General features: G+C 66.2%; 19 protein-coding genes and 3 pseudogenes. 11 read left to right on the top strand and 11 right to left on the bottom strand.

Features of this window, described 5'->3' with window-relative positions; translation table 11 throughout:
• Positions 1 to 139: 139 nt before the first annotated feature.
• Together LI94_RS06530 and LI94_RS06535 are read left to right on the top strand one after the other, a co-directional pair.
• Positions 140 to 556, top strand: a pseudogene (locus tag LI94_RS06530) (glycosyltransferase); the annotation flags it as partial.
• A gap of 196 nt (positions 557 to 752) precedes the next feature.
• Positions 753 to 1442 (top strand): GAF and ANTAR domain-containing protein, encoded by a 690-nt coding sequence (locus LI94_RS06535; protein ID WP_046300711.1) that lies wholly within the window; start codon positions 753 to 755, stop codon positions 1440 to 1442.
• A 111-nt stretch (positions 1443 to 1553) separates the two neighbouring features.
• On the opposite strand, the pseudogene LI94_RS22140 reads toward LI94_RS06535, so the two are convergent.
• The 4 genes and pseudogenes from LI94_RS22140 to LI94_RS06545 all read right to left on the bottom strand — a co-directional run.
• A pseudogene (locus tag LI94_RS22140) lies at positions 1554 to 2045 on the bottom strand (CheR family methyltransferase); the annotation flags it as partial.
• A gap of 152 nt (positions 2046 to 2197) precedes the next feature.
• Complete coding sequence (locus LI94_RS06540; protein ID WP_046300682.1) at positions 2198 to 2926, bottom strand: STAS domain-containing protein; 729 nt, start codon at positions 2924 to 2926, stop codon at positions 2198 to 2200.
• 188 nt (positions 2927 to 3114) lie between these two features.
• A pseudogene (locus tag LI94_RS22145) lies at positions 3115 to 3663 on the bottom strand (chemotaxis protein CheB); the annotation flags it as partial.
• Between the two features lie 89 nt (positions 3664 to 3752).
• Positions 3753 to 4385, bottom strand: a complete 633-nt coding sequence (locus LI94_RS06545) for a PAS and ANTAR domain-containing protein (protein WP_046300683.1) — start codon at positions 4383 to 4385, stop codon at positions 3753 to 3755.
• A gap of 307 nt (positions 4386 to 4692) precedes the next feature.
• On the opposite strand from LI94_RS06545, the gene LI94_RS06550 reads away from it, so the two are divergent.
• The 5 genes from LI94_RS06550 to LI94_RS06570 all read left to right on the top strand — a co-directional run bounded on the left by LI94_RS06550 (position 4693) and on the right by LI94_RS06570 (position 9175).
• Positions 4693 to 5172 (top strand): MPT63 family protein, encoded by a 480-nt coding sequence (locus LI94_RS06550; protein ID WP_046300684.1) that lies wholly within the window; start codon positions 4693 to 4695, stop codon positions 5170 to 5172.
• A 55-nt stretch (positions 5173 to 5227) separates the two neighbouring features.
• Positions 5228 to 5494, top strand: a complete 267-nt coding sequence (locus tag LI94_RS06555; RefSeq protein WP_046300685.1) for a hypothetical protein — start codon at positions 5228 to 5230, stop codon at positions 5492 to 5494.
• Positions 5495 to 5663: 169 nt separating this feature from the next.
• On the top strand, positions 5664 to 6626 hold the full coding sequence (locus LI94_RS06560; protein ID WP_046300686.1) for a TIGR03557 family F420-dependent LLM class oxidoreductase: 963 nt from the start codon (positions 5664 to 5666) through the stop codon (positions 6624 to 6626).
• Positions 6626 to 7309, top strand: coding sequence for a UdgX family uracil-DNA binding protein (locus LI94_RS06565; RefSeq protein ID WP_046300687.1), 684 nt, complete (start codon positions 6626 to 6628; stop codon positions 7307 to 7309). The genes LI94_RS06560 and LI94_RS06565 overlap by 1 nt, the downstream gene beginning before the upstream one ends.
• A gap of 45 nt (positions 7310 to 7354) precedes the next feature.
• Positions 7355 to 9175, top strand: a complete 1821-nt coding sequence (locus tag LI94_RS06570) for a thiamine pyrophosphate-requiring protein (protein WP_046300688.1) — start codon at positions 7355 to 7357, stop codon at positions 9173 to 9175.
• Positions 9176 to 9325: 150 nt separating this feature from the next.
• On the opposite strand, the gene LI94_RS06575 is transcribed toward LI94_RS06570, so the two are convergent.
• Positions 9326 to 10438 (bottom strand): enolase C-terminal domain-like protein, encoded by a 1113-nt coding sequence (locus LI94_RS06575; RefSeq protein ID WP_046300689.1) that lies wholly within the window; start codon positions 10436 to 10438, stop codon positions 9326 to 9328.
• A gap of 164 nt (positions 10439 to 10602) precedes the next feature.
• Here LI94_RS06575 and LI94_RS06580 point away from each other — a divergent pair, with 164 nt between their 5' ends.
• Positions 10603 to 11256, top strand: a complete 654-nt coding sequence (locus LI94_RS06580) for a HemK2/MTQ2 family protein methyltransferase (protein WP_125078040.1) — start codon at positions 10603 to 10605, stop codon at positions 11254 to 11256.
• Positions 11253 to 11480, top strand: a complete 228-nt coding sequence (locus tag LI94_RS06585) for a CDGSH iron-sulfur domain-containing protein (protein ID WP_024441512.1) — start codon at positions 11253 to 11255, stop codon at positions 11478 to 11480. Before LI94_RS06580 ends, LI94_RS06585 begins: the two co-directional genes overlap by 4 nt.
• A 17-nt stretch (positions 11481 to 11497) precedes the next feature.
• Here the strand turns inward: LI94_RS06585 and LI94_RS06590 are convergent, their stop codons facing one another.
• The gene (locus LI94_RS06590) at positions 11498 to 11707 is read right to left on the bottom strand and encodes a hypothetical protein (protein WP_046300690.1); all 210 of its coding nucleotides are present in this window, start codon (positions 11705 to 11707) and stop codon (positions 11498 to 11500) included.
• Positions 11694 to 12092, bottom strand: a complete 399-nt coding sequence (locus LI94_RS06595) for a helix-turn-helix transcriptional regulator (RefSeq protein ID WP_046300712.1) — start codon at positions 12090 to 12092, stop codon at positions 11694 to 11696. Before LI94_RS06595 ends, LI94_RS06590 begins: the two co-directional genes overlap by 14 nt.
• A 134-nt stretch (positions 12093 to 12226) precedes the next feature.
• Between LI94_RS06595 and LI94_RS06600 the strand changes: the two genes are divergently transcribed.
• A complete protein-coding gene (locus LI94_RS06600) occupies positions 12227 to 12649 on the top strand; it encodes an HSP20 family small heat-shock protein (protein ID WP_046300713.1) in 423 nt (140 codons plus the stop codon).
• A 297-nt stretch (positions 12650 to 12946) separates the two neighbouring features.
• Here LI94_RS06600 and LI94_RS06605 read toward each other — a convergent pair whose 3' ends face one another.
• The 4 genes from LI94_RS06605 to LI94_RS06615 all read right to left on the bottom strand — a co-directional run bounded on the left by LI94_RS06605 (position 12947) and on the right by LI94_RS06615 (position 15233).
• Positions 12947 to 13774, bottom strand: coding sequence for an MEDS domain-containing protein (locus LI94_RS06605; RefSeq protein WP_024441508.1), 828 nt, complete (start codon positions 13772 to 13774; stop codon positions 12947 to 12949).
• Positions 13774 to 14730, bottom strand: a complete 957-nt coding sequence (locus tag LI94_RS06610; RefSeq protein ID WP_046300691.1) for a sensor histidine kinase — start codon at positions 14728 to 14730, stop codon at positions 13774 to 13776. The genes LI94_RS06605 and LI94_RS06610 overlap by 1 nt, the downstream gene beginning before the upstream one ends.
• 99 nt (positions 14731 to 14829) lie before the next feature.
• Positions 14830 to 14985: a DUF6131 family protein gene (locus LI94_RS23715; RefSeq protein ID WP_164517843.1), complete on the bottom strand. Its 156-nt coding sequence runs from the start codon at positions 14983 to 14985 to the stop codon at positions 14830 to 14832.
• A 14-nt stretch (positions 14986 to 14999) separates the two neighbouring features.
• Positions 15000 to 15233: a hypothetical protein gene (locus tag LI94_RS06615; protein WP_081654490.1), complete on the bottom strand. Its 234-nt coding sequence runs from the start codon at positions 15231 to 15233 to the stop codon at positions 15000 to 15002.
• A 146-nt stretch (positions 15234 to 15379) separates the two neighbouring features.
• Here LI94_RS06615 and LI94_RS06620 point away from each other — a divergent pair, with 146 nt between their 5' ends.
• The gene (locus tag LI94_RS06620; RefSeq protein WP_046300692.1) at positions 15380 to 15877 is read left to right on the top strand and encodes a hypothetical protein; all 498 of its coding nucleotides are present in this window, start codon (positions 15380 to 15382) and stop codon (positions 15875 to 15877) included.

Below are 15877 nucleotides of genomic sequence, written 5' to 3' on the forward strand. Positions count from 1 at the left end.
ATGTGTATAAGAGACAGGGGCAAGGCGGCCCGTAACTACGCCATGGAGCACTTCGGTCTCGACCGATTCCTGCGGCAGTGGGATGAGGTCATCGAGGCGCAATGCCGCGCCGGGAGTAGCGGGGGAGTACTGCCGTGAAGATCGCAATGATTTCCGAACATTGCACGGTCCGACCACGGCCCACGCGGGTCGCCCGCGCATCGTGGCGGTTGGCAGGTTCTTCCCACGCAAGGGATTCGACACGGTGATAGAGGTACTGACCACGGTGCCCAGCGCCGAGTTGGTGATCGCCGGCGGGCCCCCGCGGGCCGAACTCGACACCGTTCCGGAAGCCTGCCGGCTGCTTAGGATGGCCGCCGAACCCGTTGTCGCAGAACGGGTGTCACTGTACGGCCCCATCGCCCGCGCCGATATGCCAGCGCTGCTGCGGTCTGCCGATGTCGTTGCCTGTACGCCCTGGTACGAGCCCTTCGGCATCGTGCCACTGGAGGCGGTGGCGCGCGGGGTTCCGGTGGGGGCGTCGGCGGTGGGAGGCATGCTCGATACGGTCGTCCAGCAGGGCCGGGGCGCATCGCGGCCCGGGCGTCCGGGGCGCGGGGATGGCCCCCGCTCCGTGTAACACCTGAGCGTTATCTGGCAAGCCGCTTGGTTCCGGCCCGGATCGGCGTACGCAACGTTGGAAGTGGTTGCTGCGGCTGGATGATCGGAGGAACATGGATGCATCTATTGGGGAAGATGGGCGGAGCGACGACATGGCGGTGACGAGCCGCAACGACATGATGCGCGACGTGGCGGACCTGGTGCAGACCTTGAATCAGCGCTCGGGCGTCGAACCCGAGGGCGCGCTGGATGAGCTATTGGTGAACCTGCTGGCACATATGCCCTGTGCTCAGCATGCCGGTGTCACGCTCACCACGTCGACCGGTGAGGTGCATACCCTGTCGGCCACCGACCCGTACCCGGCGGCGCTTGACGACATTCAGCGGAAGCAGCGCGAGGGGCCGTGTCTGGCCGCGGCCTGGAAACAGCATGTGGTTCGCCTGGATGACGTCTGCTCTGAGGAGCGCTGGCCGTCGTATTGCCGGGAGGTCGCGGCCACGACACCGATTCGGTCCATCCTGGCGTTCGAACTGTTCACCGGTGAAGGCAGCACCGGCGCACTGAACTTCTACTCCCAGACCGACAACGCTTTCGACGATGACGCGGTGGAGTTGGGTTTGATCCTGGCGACCCACGCCGCGCTGGCCTGGCACATGGTTCGCCGCGACGAACAGTTCCGCAGTGCGCTGGCCTCCCGCGACGTCATCGGTCAAGCAAAAGGCATGCTGATGGAGCGGTTCGGCATCGACGCGTTGCAGGCCTTCGAGCTGCTCAAGCGACTGTCGCAGAACTCCAACACCCCGTTAGCCGGCGTGGCACAGCAGGTGGTGAGTCATCGATGAGCCCGTCGGCGGCGGTTGCACGCGGCGAGCTGGCGCGTCTGCGGGCCCAGGAGCTGCAGCTGCGACGCGCCGAGTTGGCTGCGGGGATAGCGGTGACCCCGAACAATGGGTGATTACCACCAGGGTGTCCTCGCCGGTCGCCACGATCTGCGCCACCGGCCTTGCTCGAAATGCCAATTCCCGCAACGTCACCAGACCGGCAAGCTGACCGTGCCGCTCGTACGTCGACGCCGCCGGGTCGTAGTGATCCAGGCCGCTGTACGAGCCGGCCACCTCGCGGAAGATCCGATGCTTGAGGCTCAGGGGGAAACGATCGCTGTGGCTCAGCAGCATCTCGACGTGGCCGAGAAACTGGGTTCCCTGCGCTGACGATGCAAAATGCAAGCGGCCCAACACATTACGTTGCATCTCTGCTTTCATTTACATCAAGGTGTTGCGGCACAACAACAGGTCCACCCGCGAGACCGGCGCGTCCCTGACCAGGTCGTCGCGACCGAAGATCACCCGCGGCGCAAGTCTTTGTGAAAGATGTACCGTCGGTTGACCTGGTCGCAGTAGCGGTCCAGATGCTCCGGGCACCGATTCGACGGCTTTGGCGTCGTAAAGTCGAAGCCCCGGGAGTCTCGCAGGTATCACAACAGGGCCCGCGAACGCCTCGTCCAACCCTTCGTTCTGCCCGTCCATCTCGCCCCGGCCGCGCGGAGAATGTGCGCTGACGCACACACTACTCGCGGGACGGTCCGGGTCGGTGAAGGTCAAAGCCGGTCCTCCGGGCCGAGCATCGCCCACACCGTCTTGCCGCTCCGCGTGGGGCTGCTGCCCCAGGCGCTGCACAGGGCACTGAGCACCGCCAGGCCGGAGGGCCACTCGGGGCCGCCGCCAACGCCTTCGCGGAGCATCGCCGGGCTGGAATTGGTGTCCTGGACCGCGACAGTGACTGTGGAGCCGGCGTATTCCAGCAATAGCACCGGTGGACTGTCGGTATGGCAGAGCACGTTCTCCACCAGCACGTCGACAACCACTTTCGCCGTGGGGATCACCGGGACCTGCGACCAGTTGGTCAGCCACTCGGCCACGAAGTCACGGGACCTGCGCAGACTGCTCAGCGAATGCGAGAGGGCGATACGAGCTCGGCGCCGTGGATACGGGCCCTCCGCCAGCGACGCCACCGCGGACTCGACATCGGCATGCACCGCGACGTAGCGGGTCACGCCGGTGCTCGAGATCCGGGCGGCCACCTTCGGTTGCGGACAAACCAGCAGGATCGGAATATCCGGCCAGGTGCTGACATGCCAGCGAGCGCTGGTGAACACCGACCACGCCGAGGGCGCCGGGACATCGAGCCGGCTGACGTCGACCAGCACGGCGGGGGGTTCGTCGAGCGCCGCCTTGATCACGCTGTCGCGCAGCTCGAGATAGTTGCTGCTGTCCAATGTCCCGGTAGCAGTCAACAGACACACACCTGCGACGGCGGCCACTGTCACCGTCAGCTGACTCGGTGCGCTACTCAGGGCCGTCCTCCTGCGCACCGTAGACGGCGGCCAACCGCCGGCCGAGGACTGAGGTGGCGTGTTCGGCCTCGCGGGCCAGTACCTCGTAGTGGTCGCTCAAGATGCCGGGGCGGACCTGGTCGGCGAGCCGGCACGACAGTTTGACCTTCTCCAGGCAGGTCGCCGATCCGTGCCGCCGGCGCCTGTTGTTCGACCATGCCTGCGTTGATCGTGTTGTTCGGCATGGTCGGGAGCATTACGTCAGTGGGCGATTGGGCGATCGTCGCCCCGCCGCGCGATCGGCGGGCGGCCAACCCCACCACCCCGTCGTCCAGTACTCCGGACAGCAGCACTCCGATAGCACGGTGGCCGTGGGCCAGCGCGATGGACCGAAACAGCGCGTTGATGGCGGGTCGGTGCCCGTTCTCGGTGGGACCTTCCGACAGCGCCATCCGCCCGTCGTCGGCTAGGAGGTGGTGGCCGGGCGCGGCGACGTAGATCTTGCCGTGCTCTATGGGGGTCCCCGGGGTCGCGGTCTCTGCCGCCAGCGGGCCGGCCCGGTCCAGGATCCGGGCGAGCACACTGGGCGCTCCCGGTGGAATGTGCAGGGCTACCAGACCGGCGCAGGGCAAGCTCTTCGGCAACGCTGCCGCGAAGCTCTTCAGTGCCTCCACCCCGCCGGCCGACGCGCCTACGCCGACAACGTTGAGGGGACTGGGGTTCCCTGCCATCGCACTCTCCACCTTCAGGTGGCTACCCACTCCGACTGCACAGGCAACCTCAGCGGGCGGTGCGATTGAGCGTAGTCTTCGCGCGGTGTTCAGGTAACGGTCAACAGAGTGTGGTCCAGATCGGAGAGCGCAGCGGCCGGCAGCCTGCCGGTGTAAGCGGCCAGGAAGCGGGCTGCCAGGTCGCGCACCTTGATGTTGGTCTCCTGCGAGCGCCACACCAGAATGTCGAACGCGCGCTCGGCGGAGATGCCGTACGCCACCATCAGCACGCCCTTGGCCTGCTCGATCACCGCACGTGACTGGGCGACCTCGGAGACCGCAGCGCTGACGTCGGCCTGCAACACATCGGTGACGTCCACATAGAAGCCGGCCGTGCCGGTCACCGTGTCGTGGTCGTCGAGCATGCGATCCCCGACCACGATCACCCAGTGCACCTGCCCAGCGGTGTCGATAATCCGGTGCCGGCTGCTGAACGGCTCGCCCTGCACGACACGCTCGAGCACCGCGGCCACCTCGGCGCGGTCCTCGGGATGTTTGTGTTGCAGCAGCAACTCGGTGCTGGGTGACACCGTGCCCGGCTCGTAGCCGTGCATGCGGGCGACCGTATCCGACCACTCCCAGCGCTGCTCGCCAAGCCAGTAATGGAACCGGCCGACCCGCTGCGGCTCGCCGTGGCCGACTACCAGATCGAGATCACTGTGGATCTCGGAGTCATCGCCCATTGGCGTCGTGAACGACGCGTTGACATCCCCGACCACCGCATACCCGCCTTCTCGTACTCCAACAGTATGAGCTGATTCCAACGGCCGGCGGGCAAACCGCAGCCTGGAATCGCAGGAATGAGCGCACGGACGATCCAGACTGGCGCTGCATCCTGAACGCCCGAGCGACGTAACTATCCACAATTTCCAGACGCTGCGCAACTACCACCGGGTTTCCCCGTCGGCCGGGCAGGGTACGCGTTGCGGCAGGTGTGTTCCAGCAAAGCGGACCGCCACTGAAATATCGACTCGATGGAAGGAGTCAGAAGTGAAGCTCTCCAAGGCTGCAGCCAAGACGGCCGCCGGCGCGGCAGGAATCGCCGCGGTGAGTGTTTTCTCCGCGACCACCGCCATGGCCGAGCCGGCGATCCAACCGTTCGGCACGCCCGAACAGCTCAATGATGGGGCGATGGCAACGTCCTACACGGTCAGCAACTTGGGGCCGGCCAACATCACCATTCCGGGCTACCAGCCCCGGGGCAAGCTGTATCAAGCCGACGTGACCGCGCGTGCCGACCGCGGAACGGTGACCCCGGTCGTCGCGGACTTCAACGCCAGGGCGGCCAACAGTGAGACCTACCGCGTGATCAACACGGTGCCGACGCCCGGCGGCATCAATCCCGGGCCGATCGGCCAGGGGGCTGCCGCCAACGGCAAGATCTACTTCGATGTCACCGGCCCACCGCCGGACGGAGTGGTCTACAACGACGGCGTCCAGGACGTGCTGATCTGGACCAGCAAGGCCTGACGCCGACCCGAGATGGGCCCGATCGGGGGGTCGGGCCCATCCGGATGCGGTTGCCATGCGGGCGCTGGGGCGGGTACTGATCACCGGCGGTGCGGAGTTTCTCGGCAGCCGGCTGTGTGTGCGGCTGCTCTTTGCCGACCCGGCCCGGTTCGGGCCGGTGGGACGCCGTCTTCCATCTGGCCCCGCCGCTTCGCCGCCGGACTATCTGCGATTGCCGATAGCGACCTTGCGTGCGAAGACGGCGGCGCTGACCTGTGTGCCGTGGAACGTGCGTTGGCTCGGCTCGCCGACACGCTGCCACCCGGGTCTGCGGGCGCGGTGAAATCCACAGTCCCGGTCGGTGGCGCCGGAATGGCCTGCGTGGGCAACGGATCTGAGCGCGGCAGGTACGCCGGCGATGTTGATGCTCAGGCTCGCGCTCTGGACGCGCGAAGATGATTCCGAACCGCTGACCACGATTAGCCCCCGCCACGACGGGTATGTCATGACTCATGACGACTCTGGGTTATGCGTTGTCGTGCGAGGAGTTCCCTCCCAACGAGCTGGTTCGCCAAGCTGTCCAGGCGCAGCAGGCGGGCTTCGAGGCGCTGTGGATCTCCGATCACTTCCATCCCTGGAACGACCGGCAGGGCAACAGTCCGTTCGTGTGGTCGGTCATCGGCGCGCTGTCGCAGGCGTGCACGCTGCCGATCACCACCGCGGTCACCTGCCCGATCGTGCGGACCCATCCGGTGGTCATCGCGCAGGCGGCAGCGACCAGTGCCGCGTTACTCGACGGCCGCTTCACCTTGGGGGTCGGTACCGGCGAGGCGTTGAACGAACACATCACCGGCCGCCGCTGGCCCACGGCCGCCATCCGGCGCGGCATGCTCGACGAGGCGGTCGCGGTGATCCGTGAACTGTTCACCGGCGCGCAGGTCAACCACCACGGGCGTTACTACACCGTGGAGAACGCCCGGCTCTACACACTGCCGCCACGGCAGACTCCCATCTATGTTTCGGGCTACGGTCCGCACTCGGCGCGGCTGGCGGGCCGGATCGGCGACGGCTACCAGTGCAGCATGCCGGCGGCGGAGCTAGTTTCGGAGTTCCATCACGCCGGCGGTGTGGGCAAGCCCGCTCAAGCGGGGTTCAAAGTCTGTTACGGAGCATCGAAAGAGGATGCGGTGCGTACCGCGCACGCCACCTGGCCGATTGAGCAGCTTCCCGGCGAACTAGGTCAGAACCTGCCCACGCCAGCGCATTTCGAGCAGGCGTCGAGCCTGGTGACCGCCGAGGCAGTGGAACGATCAGTTCCTGCTGGGCCGGACGCGAAGCCGTATCTGGACCGAATCCGCGAGTTCGCCGACGCCGGTTTCGACGAGGTATACGTTCAGCAGATCGGAGCGGACCAGGAGAGCTTCTTCGCCTTCTGGGAATCCGAGATCGCGCCCGAGCTCGCGGAGTCGGCGTAATGGTAGCGGTGAAAGAGCCTGGGGCGCAGCGCTACCTACCGGAGCGGCGGACGCTGGGCGCGCTGCGTGACGCGGCTGCCCAGTGCCGCGGTTGCACGCTCTACCGTGACGCGACCCAAACCGTGTTCGGTGAGGGGCGCCGGGGTGCGCCGCTGATGCTGGTCGGTGAGCAACCGGGCGATCACGAAGATCTCGAGGGTCACCCTTTCGTCGGCCCGGCCGGGCGGTTGTTGGACCGTGCGGTGCGCGACGCGGGCATTGACCCGGCGCAGATGTATGTGACCAACGCGGTCAAGCACTTCAAGTTCACTCGCCGCGAGGGCAAACGCCGGATCCACCAGAAGCCCGGCCGCACCGAGGTGGTGGCGTGCCGGCCGTGGTTGATCGCTGAGATCGACTCGGTGCGGCCAGAAGTGGTGATCTGCCTGGGCGCCACGGCGGCGCAGTCGCTGCTGGGTGCGTCGTTCCGTGTCTCGACCGGGCGCGGTGAGCTGCGGTGCCTGCCTGGTCTGGCGGGTTCCAACGGTCGGCCCAGGGTCCTGGCCACCGTCCATCCCTCGGCGGTGCTGCGCGACCGCAGCGACCAGCATGCACAGGCTTACCAAGCGTTCGTCGACGACCTGCGGGTGGCCCGCGACGCCGTGACCAGAGGTGGGACACCGCTGGTGCACCCCGCCGTTTGACAAAACAAGGGGCGGGTAACCGTGTCGTGTTGAAGGGAGCAACCAATGCCGAAAACCGCGGATTTCATCCTCGACAGGCTCCGTCAGTGGGGGGTGCACCGGATCTTCGGGTATCCCGGTGACGGCATCCTCTCGATGCTGGGCGCCTTGGATCGCGCCAACGGGGACCCGGAGCTGATCCAGCCCCGCCACGAGGAGATGGGTGCGTTCATGGCCACCGGCCATGCCAAATTCACCGGCGAACTCGCCTGCTGTCTCGCCACGTCCGGTGGTGGCGCGATCCACCTGCTCAACGGGCTCTATGACGCCAAACTCGACCACCAGCCGGTGGTCGCGATCGTCGGCCAGCAGAAGCGGATGTCGCTGGGTGCGGCTTTCCAGCAGGAGATCGACCCGATGTCGTTGTTCAAAGACGTCTCGTCGGACTTCATCCAAACCTGCATGGCGCCGGTACAGGCGCGCCACCTGGTAGACCGGGCCTGCAAGGTGGCGCTGACCAATCGGACGGTCGCCACCATCATCCTGCCCGAGGACGTCGCCGAAGAGGACGCGGTGCCGTCGCCGCCACGGATGCACGGCGCGGTGTTCAGCAGTGTCGGTTGGTCCCGGTCACGGATGCTTCCGGCGCAACCGGAGTTGCAGAAGGCCGCCGACATCCTCAATGACGCCGAGAAGGTGGCGATTCTGATCGGCGCCGGCGCGGCCGACGCGTCGGACGAAGTGGTGCAGGTGGCCGAGCTGCTTGGCGCCGGGGTCGCCAAAACCTCGCTGGGGCGGGCCTCGCTGCCCGATGATCTGCCCTATGTGACCGGTCCGATCGGGCTGCTGGGATCCACGGCCAGCGAAGCGATGATGTCGGGCGCCGACACCCTGTTCATGATCGGCTCCAGCTTCCCCTATTCCGAATGGCTTCCCAAGGAGGGCCAGTGTCGGGGTGTGGAGATCAACCACGACGGCCGGATGATCGGAGTCCGGTATCCGATGGATGCCAATCTGATCGGCGACTCCAAAGACACCCTTCAAGAGCTGATTCCACTGCTCAAGCGCAAAGACGACCGGTCCTGGCGGAAGAAGATCGAAGGCGAAGTGCAGGAGTGGTGGCGGGTGCTCGACAAGAGGGCCCACGACAAGGCCAGCCCGCTCAACCCCGAGCTGGTGGTGCATGAGCTGTCCAAGCGGCTGCCCGACAACTCCGTCATCACCACCGATGCCGGCTCGGTGGCCAACTGGTGGGCTCGGCATCTGCGGCTACGGCCGGGAATGGCCGCGTCGCTGGCCGGCAATCTCGCCACCATGGGACCCGGCACGCCGTATGCGATCGCCGCCAAGCTGGCGCACCCGGGCCGGCCGGTGATCGCCCTGGTCGGCGACGGGGTCTTCCAGATGAACGGCATGGCCGAGATGATCACCGTCAAGCGGTATAAAGAGCGGCTGTCCAAAGGCCCGCTGATCTTCTGCGTGTTCAACAACCAGGACCTCAACCAGGTTACCTTCGAGCAGCGGGCGATGGGCGGGGAGAAGAAATTCGAAGGCTCACAAAGCATTCCGGATGTGCCGTACGCCGAGTTTGCCAAGCTGCTGGGGCTGACCGGCATCCGCTGCGACGACCCGAAGGACATCGGGCATGCCTGGGATCAGGCGCTGGCCGCCTCGACCCCGGTGGTGCTGGAGGTGGTCGTCGACCCGGATATCGCACCGGTGCCGCCGCAGATCCGGATGGACATCGCGAAGAACACCGCTAAGGCGATGATCAAAGACCCGGACCGCGTCAACATCGCCACCAAGAACGCCAAGCAGAAGATCCACGAGTTCACCGAGTCGGCCAGGCAGGCGGTGCGCGACCTGCGCGACACGGACGACGAATGAGTTTGCTCAAACATCGCCATACCGGGCAGGTTCCCGCCCGGCCGGACACCCGGTTCGTAGCGGGGATGGCGGCGGTAGACCGGGTCAACGTGATCGGGCTGGAAAAGCAATTGCGCCTCGCGGCTGGGATAGCAGCCGCTGCCTTCGGATTCAGGCGACGCGGAACTCGTCGAGGTCGACCTGTTTGACGCTCAGCCCGTGTCCGGGGGAGGTGCGGTCCGGGCGTAGCACCCCGCCGGGCTCGGGGGTGATCACACCGTCGAAGGCCAGCCCTTCGATCCGGACATGGTCGTGGAAGTACTCCAGATGGCGCAGATGCCACAGTGCCGTGCCGACCTGAGCGCTGATCTGCGGCGCGCAGTGCAGCGACAGGTCGACGCCGCGGGCGTCGCAGAGCGCACCGACTTTGAGCACACCGGTGATACCGAGCGCACGGGTGACGTCGGCCTGCAGGCAGTCCACCGCGCCGGCGGCCAGCATCAGCTCGAAATATGGCAGGTGGTAACCGTATTCTCCGGCGGCGATGTCCATCCCGGGCGGCCCGTTGCGACTCAGCTGGTGCAGGCCCTCAAGATCATCAGAGCTGACCGGTTCCTCGAACCACCGCACGTCGAAATCGGCGAAGCGATGAGCCCACCACAGGGCCTGCTTGCGGTGGTAGGCGCCGTTGGCGTCGACGAACAACTCGATCCCGTCGCCGATCGCGGCGCGCGCCGCCGACACCCGGTTGGCGTCGGCATCCGGGTCGCGACCCACCTTCATCTTGACCCGGGGGATGCCGGCGTCTGCCCAGCCGCACAACTGCTCGCACAAGATGTCGTTGGCATAGGAGGTGAATCCGCCGCTGCCGTAGATCGGGGTGGTGTCGTGGACGGCGCCGAGGGTGATGACCAGCGGCTCATCGAGCAGGCGGGCCCGTAGATCCCACAGTGCGATGTCAACCGCCGAGATCGCCTCGGCGACCACGCCCGGTTTGCCCAGGTTGCGCACCGCGTGCTGCATCGCGGCCCACCGGGCCGGCGGTTGCAACGCGTCCTCGCCGGTAATAACGCCGGCCAGCTTGGCTTCCACCACGGTGGCCACCGCCGTTCCGCCGTAGGTGTAGCCGGTTCCGACGAGCCCGCCGGCGCGGACGCTGACCAGCACAAAGGTGGTGGAGTCCCAGCTCAGCGTACCGTCGGACTCCGGGGCGTCGGTGGGGATCGCGTAGGCCGAGACGGTCACGGACTCGATCGGGATCGCGGAAGCTGCGCGCAAGGTCATCGATGATGACTACCCGCGACGCGGATCGGGTATGCCCGCGAACGTGGACTGAGCAGTGCCTGCAGTCCGCGCGTGATCATCATCGGCGTTTGTCCGCCGCTGTGGCCGGGTAAACCGGCTAAGTGAACCCCATCACCGCTACCTGCCCTAGCAGGCCTCAGTTGCTGACCCATACGGGCGTCTATGCCCCGCAGCAGGATTCGCACCTGCTGATCGACACGATGGAATCCTCGGGCCTGGCCCGGCGGAGCAGGGTACTCGATCTGTGCACCGGGTCCGGGGTGGTGGCGATCGCGGCTGCTGAACTGGGCGCCGACAGCGTCACCGCGTACGACATCTGCCCGCGCGCCGTGCGCTGTTCGCGGGACAACGCTCGTGCCGCGGGAGTCGAGGTGGATATCCGGCACGGCCCGTGGACCGGCGCGCTGGCCTGCGAACCCTTCGACTTGGTCGTGTCCAACCCGCCCTATGTGCCCAGCCCGCGCCACAGCGGCCAAATCCCCGCCGCGGGCGGCCCGGAGTGGTCGTGGAACGGCGGCATCGATGGCCGGGTCATCCTCGACCCGCTGTGCCGCGCGGCCACCACGCTGCTACGCAGCGGCGGTTCGGTGCTGCTTGTACAGTCCGCACTGGCAGACGCCGGCCGGTCGCTGAAGGTGTTACGAGAAAGCGGTATGGATGCCAAGGTGGTGGCGTCCCAATGGATTCCGTTCGGCCCAGTGCTCTCATCGCGCGCCGACTGGCTGGAACGAACCGGGCGGATGCCCCGCGGCTGCCGGGAAGAGCAGCTGGTGGTGATCCGGGCGGACAAGCCGTGAGCGGCGACGGTACGCGCCTGGTGAAGCCGGTCCGCAACGGCCCGGTGCTGGTGTCGGGGCCGGTGCGCATCGAGACGCCCGATGGAGTGGTCGAATCGGATCGGTTCATGGTGGCCATCTGCACGTGCGGGCGCAGCGGCAACTACCCGTTATGTGACACCAGTCATCGCCGCCGGAACCGGTCCTCTCGCCGTGCCGAGGCCGAGGTCGTCAAGGCCGAATAGCTGCCGGGCGGGCCGACTTACCGGTCGGCGTCGTAGTCTTCCTCGGGCAGCGGAACGCTGATGGCCTGATCGATCACGTCCGCCGGATTGGCGTCGGCGTCGCCGGCGTTAGCTAGGACGGTCGGATCCAGTCGGTCGTCGTCGCTGGCGTCGACGGCGATGCGCTGTTCGGCGAGATCTGCTTCCGGGACTTCTTCGGTCGCTGGTAGCCGTTCAGGGTTGGTCATCATAACCCTTTCGTTTCCGCATTCGGGGTGGGTCCGCGCGTTGGGCGGCGAGCAGTGCATAGTCCGTTTTCAGTTGGGAATTGTCCGATTTGAGCCGGGTGTTGTCGGATTCCAGTCTGCTGTTGTCGGACTCCAACCGGGCGTTACGTGCTTCTAGGCCCAGGATCTGCCCGATACCCGCCACGTTGATGCCGATGTCTACCAGCTCCGTGATCCGTCGAAGCCGCGCAATATCGTCATCGCTGTAGCGACGCGTCCCGCCCGCGGTGCGCGCCGGGGTCAGCAGGCCGCGGCTCTCGTAGAGCCGCAAGGTCTGCGGACCGATTCCGGACAACTCAGCTGCCACCGAGATGCCGTATACCCCAAGCCCGGACCGGGCATTCATCGCGTCGGCCACTGCTCGTCGCTTCCACTCGTAGGAAAATCTTCGGACTCCGCTTGCGCAAAGCTACCACAGCTGCTATATAAAAATCTATGTCGGTGGACATAGATGATCTGCCGCAGTTCAAGGAGGTGGAGATGATGTTGATGCGTACCGACCCGTTCCGTGATCTCGACCGCTGGACCCAGCAGGTGCTGGGCACCGCGGCACGGCCGGCGGTCATGCCGATGGATGCCTGGCGTGACGGTGACCAGTTCATCGTCGAGTTCGACCTGCCTGGGGTGGCAGAGGATTCCCTCGATCTCGATGTCGAACGCAACGTGCTGACGGTGCATGCCGAGCGTCCTGGGCTGGACCAGAACCGCGAGATGGTGTCCGCGGAACGGCCACGCGGTGTGTTCAGCCGCCAACTGTTCCTCGGCGACAATCTGGACGCCAGCCAGATCCAGGCCAGCTATCAAGACGGCGTGCTGAGGTTGACAATTCCGGTCGCCGAGAAGGCGAAGCCCCGGCGGATCAAGATCGCGAGTGGCCACGGCGAGCGGGCCATTGACGTCTGATCGAGAGGGGCCGGGCGACGGCCTTCGTCAAATGGTTGTCGGAAAGGGAGGTGATGGTATTAGGCGATCAACGGCGGGCGGTGACACGTGCGTCGCTCACAGCTATCCGACTATTGTGAGTGCGTTCGACGCAGACCGGGGCCTGCGTGCGCATAGCCACCGATGTGGCAGCGAAGTACGCTGAGCTGCAAGCGATGTCACCGCAGGGCTCGACGAGGCCCCGCTGCCGTCAGTGCTCTCCCCGGCAGCGGGCCTCGCCGGCCGAGAGGCCGATCAGGTACCACTGGGCGATAAGCGTCACGCCGTCGTCTCGATGCGAACGTTGGCGAAGTCCAGGAGGCTGACCAGCCGGTGCACGACTGCCCGATCGCTGCGCAGTAGCGCTGTTCGGCCGTGGGCGGCGCAGTAGCGGTCGAGCAGGCAGAGTTGCCGGTGCCCGACGAATTCCAGTTCCCGCGCGTCGATCTCGAGGACGTCCTGGGACAGCAGCGGCAGGACCCGCTGCAAGGTGGTGAGGAATAGCGGCTCGCTGGCGGCGTCGAGTGTGCCGGCTAGTGCGATGGCGTTGCGCCCAGCGGGCTGGGCATACAACTGGAACGGCACCGCGCTCGGGCCGGCCGCCGGGTGCAGACACAACAGCCCGGCCGCGGCATCACCGAGTTCAGCGACGTTGTAACCGCACATCGCCGCGACCGGCAGGGTGGAGATTCGCCGGTCTCCAAGGAATTCCAGGGCCGCTTGGGCGTCGCGTTGTGCGGGTGTGCGCACCACGGGCGTGACATCGATGACGAGCCGAAGGCCGCTGTAGCCGGCAGCGACTGCGGCGACCGCTGCCGCCGCATAGCGTTCGGTCATGCGCTCAGCGTCGACGACATCACCGCGGAACAGGTAGTGCTCCGGCACGGTCTTTACGTGTACCTCTCGCGAGCCACTTCCCAGCCCGGCGGCGGCCAAGGCGGCTCGCATGGTGGCCGGATCGTCCGCGCCGACGTAGGCGACTCGCTGGTCGAGGTTCAGACCGTCCGCGACATACTCTGCCGCGCGGTGCAGGAAATCAGCATGGTCCTGGTATTCCCAACCGATATGGCCGTACTCGCCCGTCCGGTCCGCCCGATACGCCCCCATCACGCCAACTTCCTCATTCGTAGATGCGCCTGCACCGTGGTACCGCTCGCCGCGGTGTGGATACGTACCAGGTCCGCGGTTGCATTGACCACGAACAGTCCGCATCCGTGGTCGTAGTCGTTGACGATCGCCCGCCGGCCGGCCAGCCGGTCGGTCATGCGGCCGGCATCGCGTGCCTGACAGATCAATTGGTCGTCCGCCGCCCACAGCAACAGAGTGCAGGGGCCTAGTCCGTGTTGCAGGCTGTTGGATGCCAGCTCGTTGACGATCAGCTGCAGGTCTGCGATGCCGGCGGTCGAGAATCCGAACCAGCGGGCGTACTTGGCGGAGAATTTGCGGGCGCCGGCCAGGTCGGTGAGCCGGTGCAGGGTATAGCTCGCCGCCATGGGGCTGCCGGGCAGCGGCTCGTTATAGCGCGTCCACGCGGCCTCGGGCGCGAAGCCGGCGCTGTTGCGCTCCGGGTGTCCGAAACGGCCCAGCCTTGGATGGGTGATCTCAGCGTCGACGAGAATGTCGGCGTCCAGACTTGCTGCGTCGTACGGGCAGAGCACGGTGATATCCCGGCCGGCGAACGCCTCGTTGACCAGCGCCTCATGCTGCACGCAGGCCGGATACTCCAGCTTCGACCGACCGCTCCAGACCGGCTCGCCGACCATCCGTACCGGTCCCGACGGGTGTCGGGCGGCGAACGCCTCCATGACACCGCCCAGTATGTGACTGGGGTTACGCCCAACCTGGGCCATATCGGACAGGCTCACCGACTCGACTGCTCCGGCGGGCAGGGCGTCACGAAGCAGCGACAGGTTGGGTTCTGGCACCGCCACCAAGACCGGAATTCCGGCGGCCACGCTGTCGGTGACGTAGGGCACCAGGTAGTCCAGATACTCCTGCGGTGACCGGTACAACAGCGCGATATGACGGAACACACCGCGATCAGTGCCGGCACCGACAGTCATCGCATGTGCCCCTGTCATCCGACGTGAACGGGCCGCAGAGCCACCCCAGGCCTACTGTTCGAAGCACGCCCGACGGGGTGTGGGCACGCCGCAGTCGGCTCAATACCAGTAACGCCGACCCGCGACCGGGCGACCGACCGCCCCCAGAATCCACAGTGCCGCGCCGACAACCAGCAGAATGACGCCGATCGTCCACAGGATGTTGATCTTGAAAATGAGCGCCAGAATGAGCAGGATCACTCCGAGGGCAATCATCACCAATCCCTTTCTTAAACAATCAAACCGACCGCACCCAACGATGAGGGTTGCGGCAAATGACAGTCGGACACCACCGGGTTGAACCCGAGGTAGTTCAAAGGACCTGCCAACGTCGTGACAGCGATCGTTCCGGCATTAGCACAACTGGTTTGGCTCCCGTGGAAGTAGTCGCGCTGCCATGCCGCAAACACGCCGATTAGCAGCCAGATCAGCACAACTGCCCCGGCCAGTCCACCGAATCGCATCCGTCCTCCATTCATCTGTACCCGATCAGTTCCCCGTTCGACGGTTGTCCAAACCTGGAAATCAGTCCGGACGTTGTTTGGTCGCCACGGGGCCGGGGTATCGCCGGGTTCAGCGGTACATCGGCGAACGGAACGGGGGTGCGCAGATGATGTTGCTGGAAACAGGCGAGTCCGGTGTGCGGGTGGGTAGCCACGAGGAATGGATCGGCGAAGCTGGCGATATCGTCGATCGGATGTTGCGCAATGTCGCGCATGGCCGCTTCGAAAGGTCTTTGTCGGCGCTGACGGCGGTCGCCGCGATGGTCACGACCGCGGAAATCTATCTTGAGCATTACAAGGCCGGGTTCGGCAACAAGTGGATGTGGAGCCCGGTTCTGGTCACGCCGCCGGTGGTGGTCGCCGGGATCGGTGGCGTGTTCTCGCGCCGCTGGGCCAAGCGCTGGCTGCCGCTGACCGCGGGGGTGTACGCCGCCAACGGTCTGCTGGGTGAGTACCTGCATGCTCGCGGGGTGGCTCGCAAGCCCGGCGGCTGGAAGATGGCGTCCTACAACGTCCCGATGGGGCCGCCGATCGCAGCGCCCGGCCTGATGGCCATGGTTGGCGGGATGGGCCTATTGGCCGCGGTGCTGCGCCGCGAACGCTGA

Origin of the sequence: Mycobacterium sp. UM_Kg27, assembly GCF_000972905.1 — a bacterium.
Lineage (GTDB): Bacteria > Actinomycetota > Actinomycetes > Mycobacteriales > Mycobacteriaceae > Mycobacterium.

Excerpts from the sequence above, each read along its gene's own strand:
- LI94_RS06535 (WP_046300711.1), top strand. The coding sequence starts at position 753 with ATGGCGGTGACGAGCCGCAACGACATGATGCGCGACGTGGCGGACCTG.
- LI94_RS06545 (WP_046300683.1), bottom strand. The coding sequence starts at position 4,385 with ATGGGCGATGACTCCGAGATCCACAGTGATCTCGATCTGGTAGTCGGC.
- LI94_RS06555 (WP_046300685.1), top strand. The coding sequence starts at position 5,228 with ATGCGGGCGCTGGGGCGGGTACTGATCACCGGCGGTGCGGAGTTTCTC.
- LI94_RS06560 (WP_046300686.1), top strand. The coding sequence starts at position 5,664 with ATGACGACTCTGGGTTATGCGTTGTCGTGCGAGGAGTTCCCTCCCAAC.
- LI94_RS06565 (WP_046300687.1), top strand. The coding sequence starts at position 6,626 with ATGGTAGCGGTGAAAGAGCCTGGGGCGCAGCGCTACCTACCGGAGCGG.
- LI94_RS06570 (WP_046300688.1), top strand. The coding sequence starts at position 7,355 with ATGCCGAAAACCGCGGATTTCATCCTCGACAGGCTCCGTCAGTGGGGG.
- LI94_RS06575 (WP_046300689.1), bottom strand. The coding sequence starts at position 10,438 with ATGACCTTGCGCGCAGCTTCCGCGATCCCGATCGAGTCCGTGACCGTC.
- LI94_RS06590 (WP_046300690.1), bottom strand. The coding sequence starts at position 11,707 with ATGACCAACCCTGAACGGCTACCAGCGACCGAAGAAGTCCCGGAAGCA.
- LI94_RS06595 (WP_046300712.1), bottom strand. The coding sequence starts at position 12,092 with ATGAATGCCCGGTCCGGGCTTGGGGTATACGGCATCTCGGTGGCAGCT.
- LI94_RS06600 (WP_046300713.1), top strand. The coding sequence starts at position 12,227 with ATGATGTTGATGCGTACCGACCCGTTCCGTGATCTCGACCGCTGGACC.
- LI94_RS06605 (WP_024441508.1), bottom strand. The coding sequence starts at position 13,774 with ATGGGGGCGTATCGGGCGGACCGGACGGGCGAGTACGGCCATATCGGT.
- LI94_RS06610 (WP_046300691.1), bottom strand. The coding sequence starts at position 14,730 with ATGACTGTCGGTGCCGGCACTGATCGCGGTGTGTTCCGTCATATCGCG.
- LI94_RS23715 (WP_164517843.1), bottom strand. The coding sequence starts at position 14,985 with ATGATTGCCCTCGGAGTGATCCTGCTCATTCTGGCGCTCATTTTCAAG.
- LI94_RS06615 (WP_081654490.1), bottom strand. The coding sequence starts at position 15,233 with ATGCGATTCGGTGGACTGGCCGGGGCAGTTGTGCTGATCTGGCTGCTA.
- LI94_RS06620 (WP_046300692.1), top strand. The coding sequence starts at position 15,380 with ATGATGTTGCTGGAAACAGGCGAGTCCGGTGTGCGGGTGGGTAGCCAC.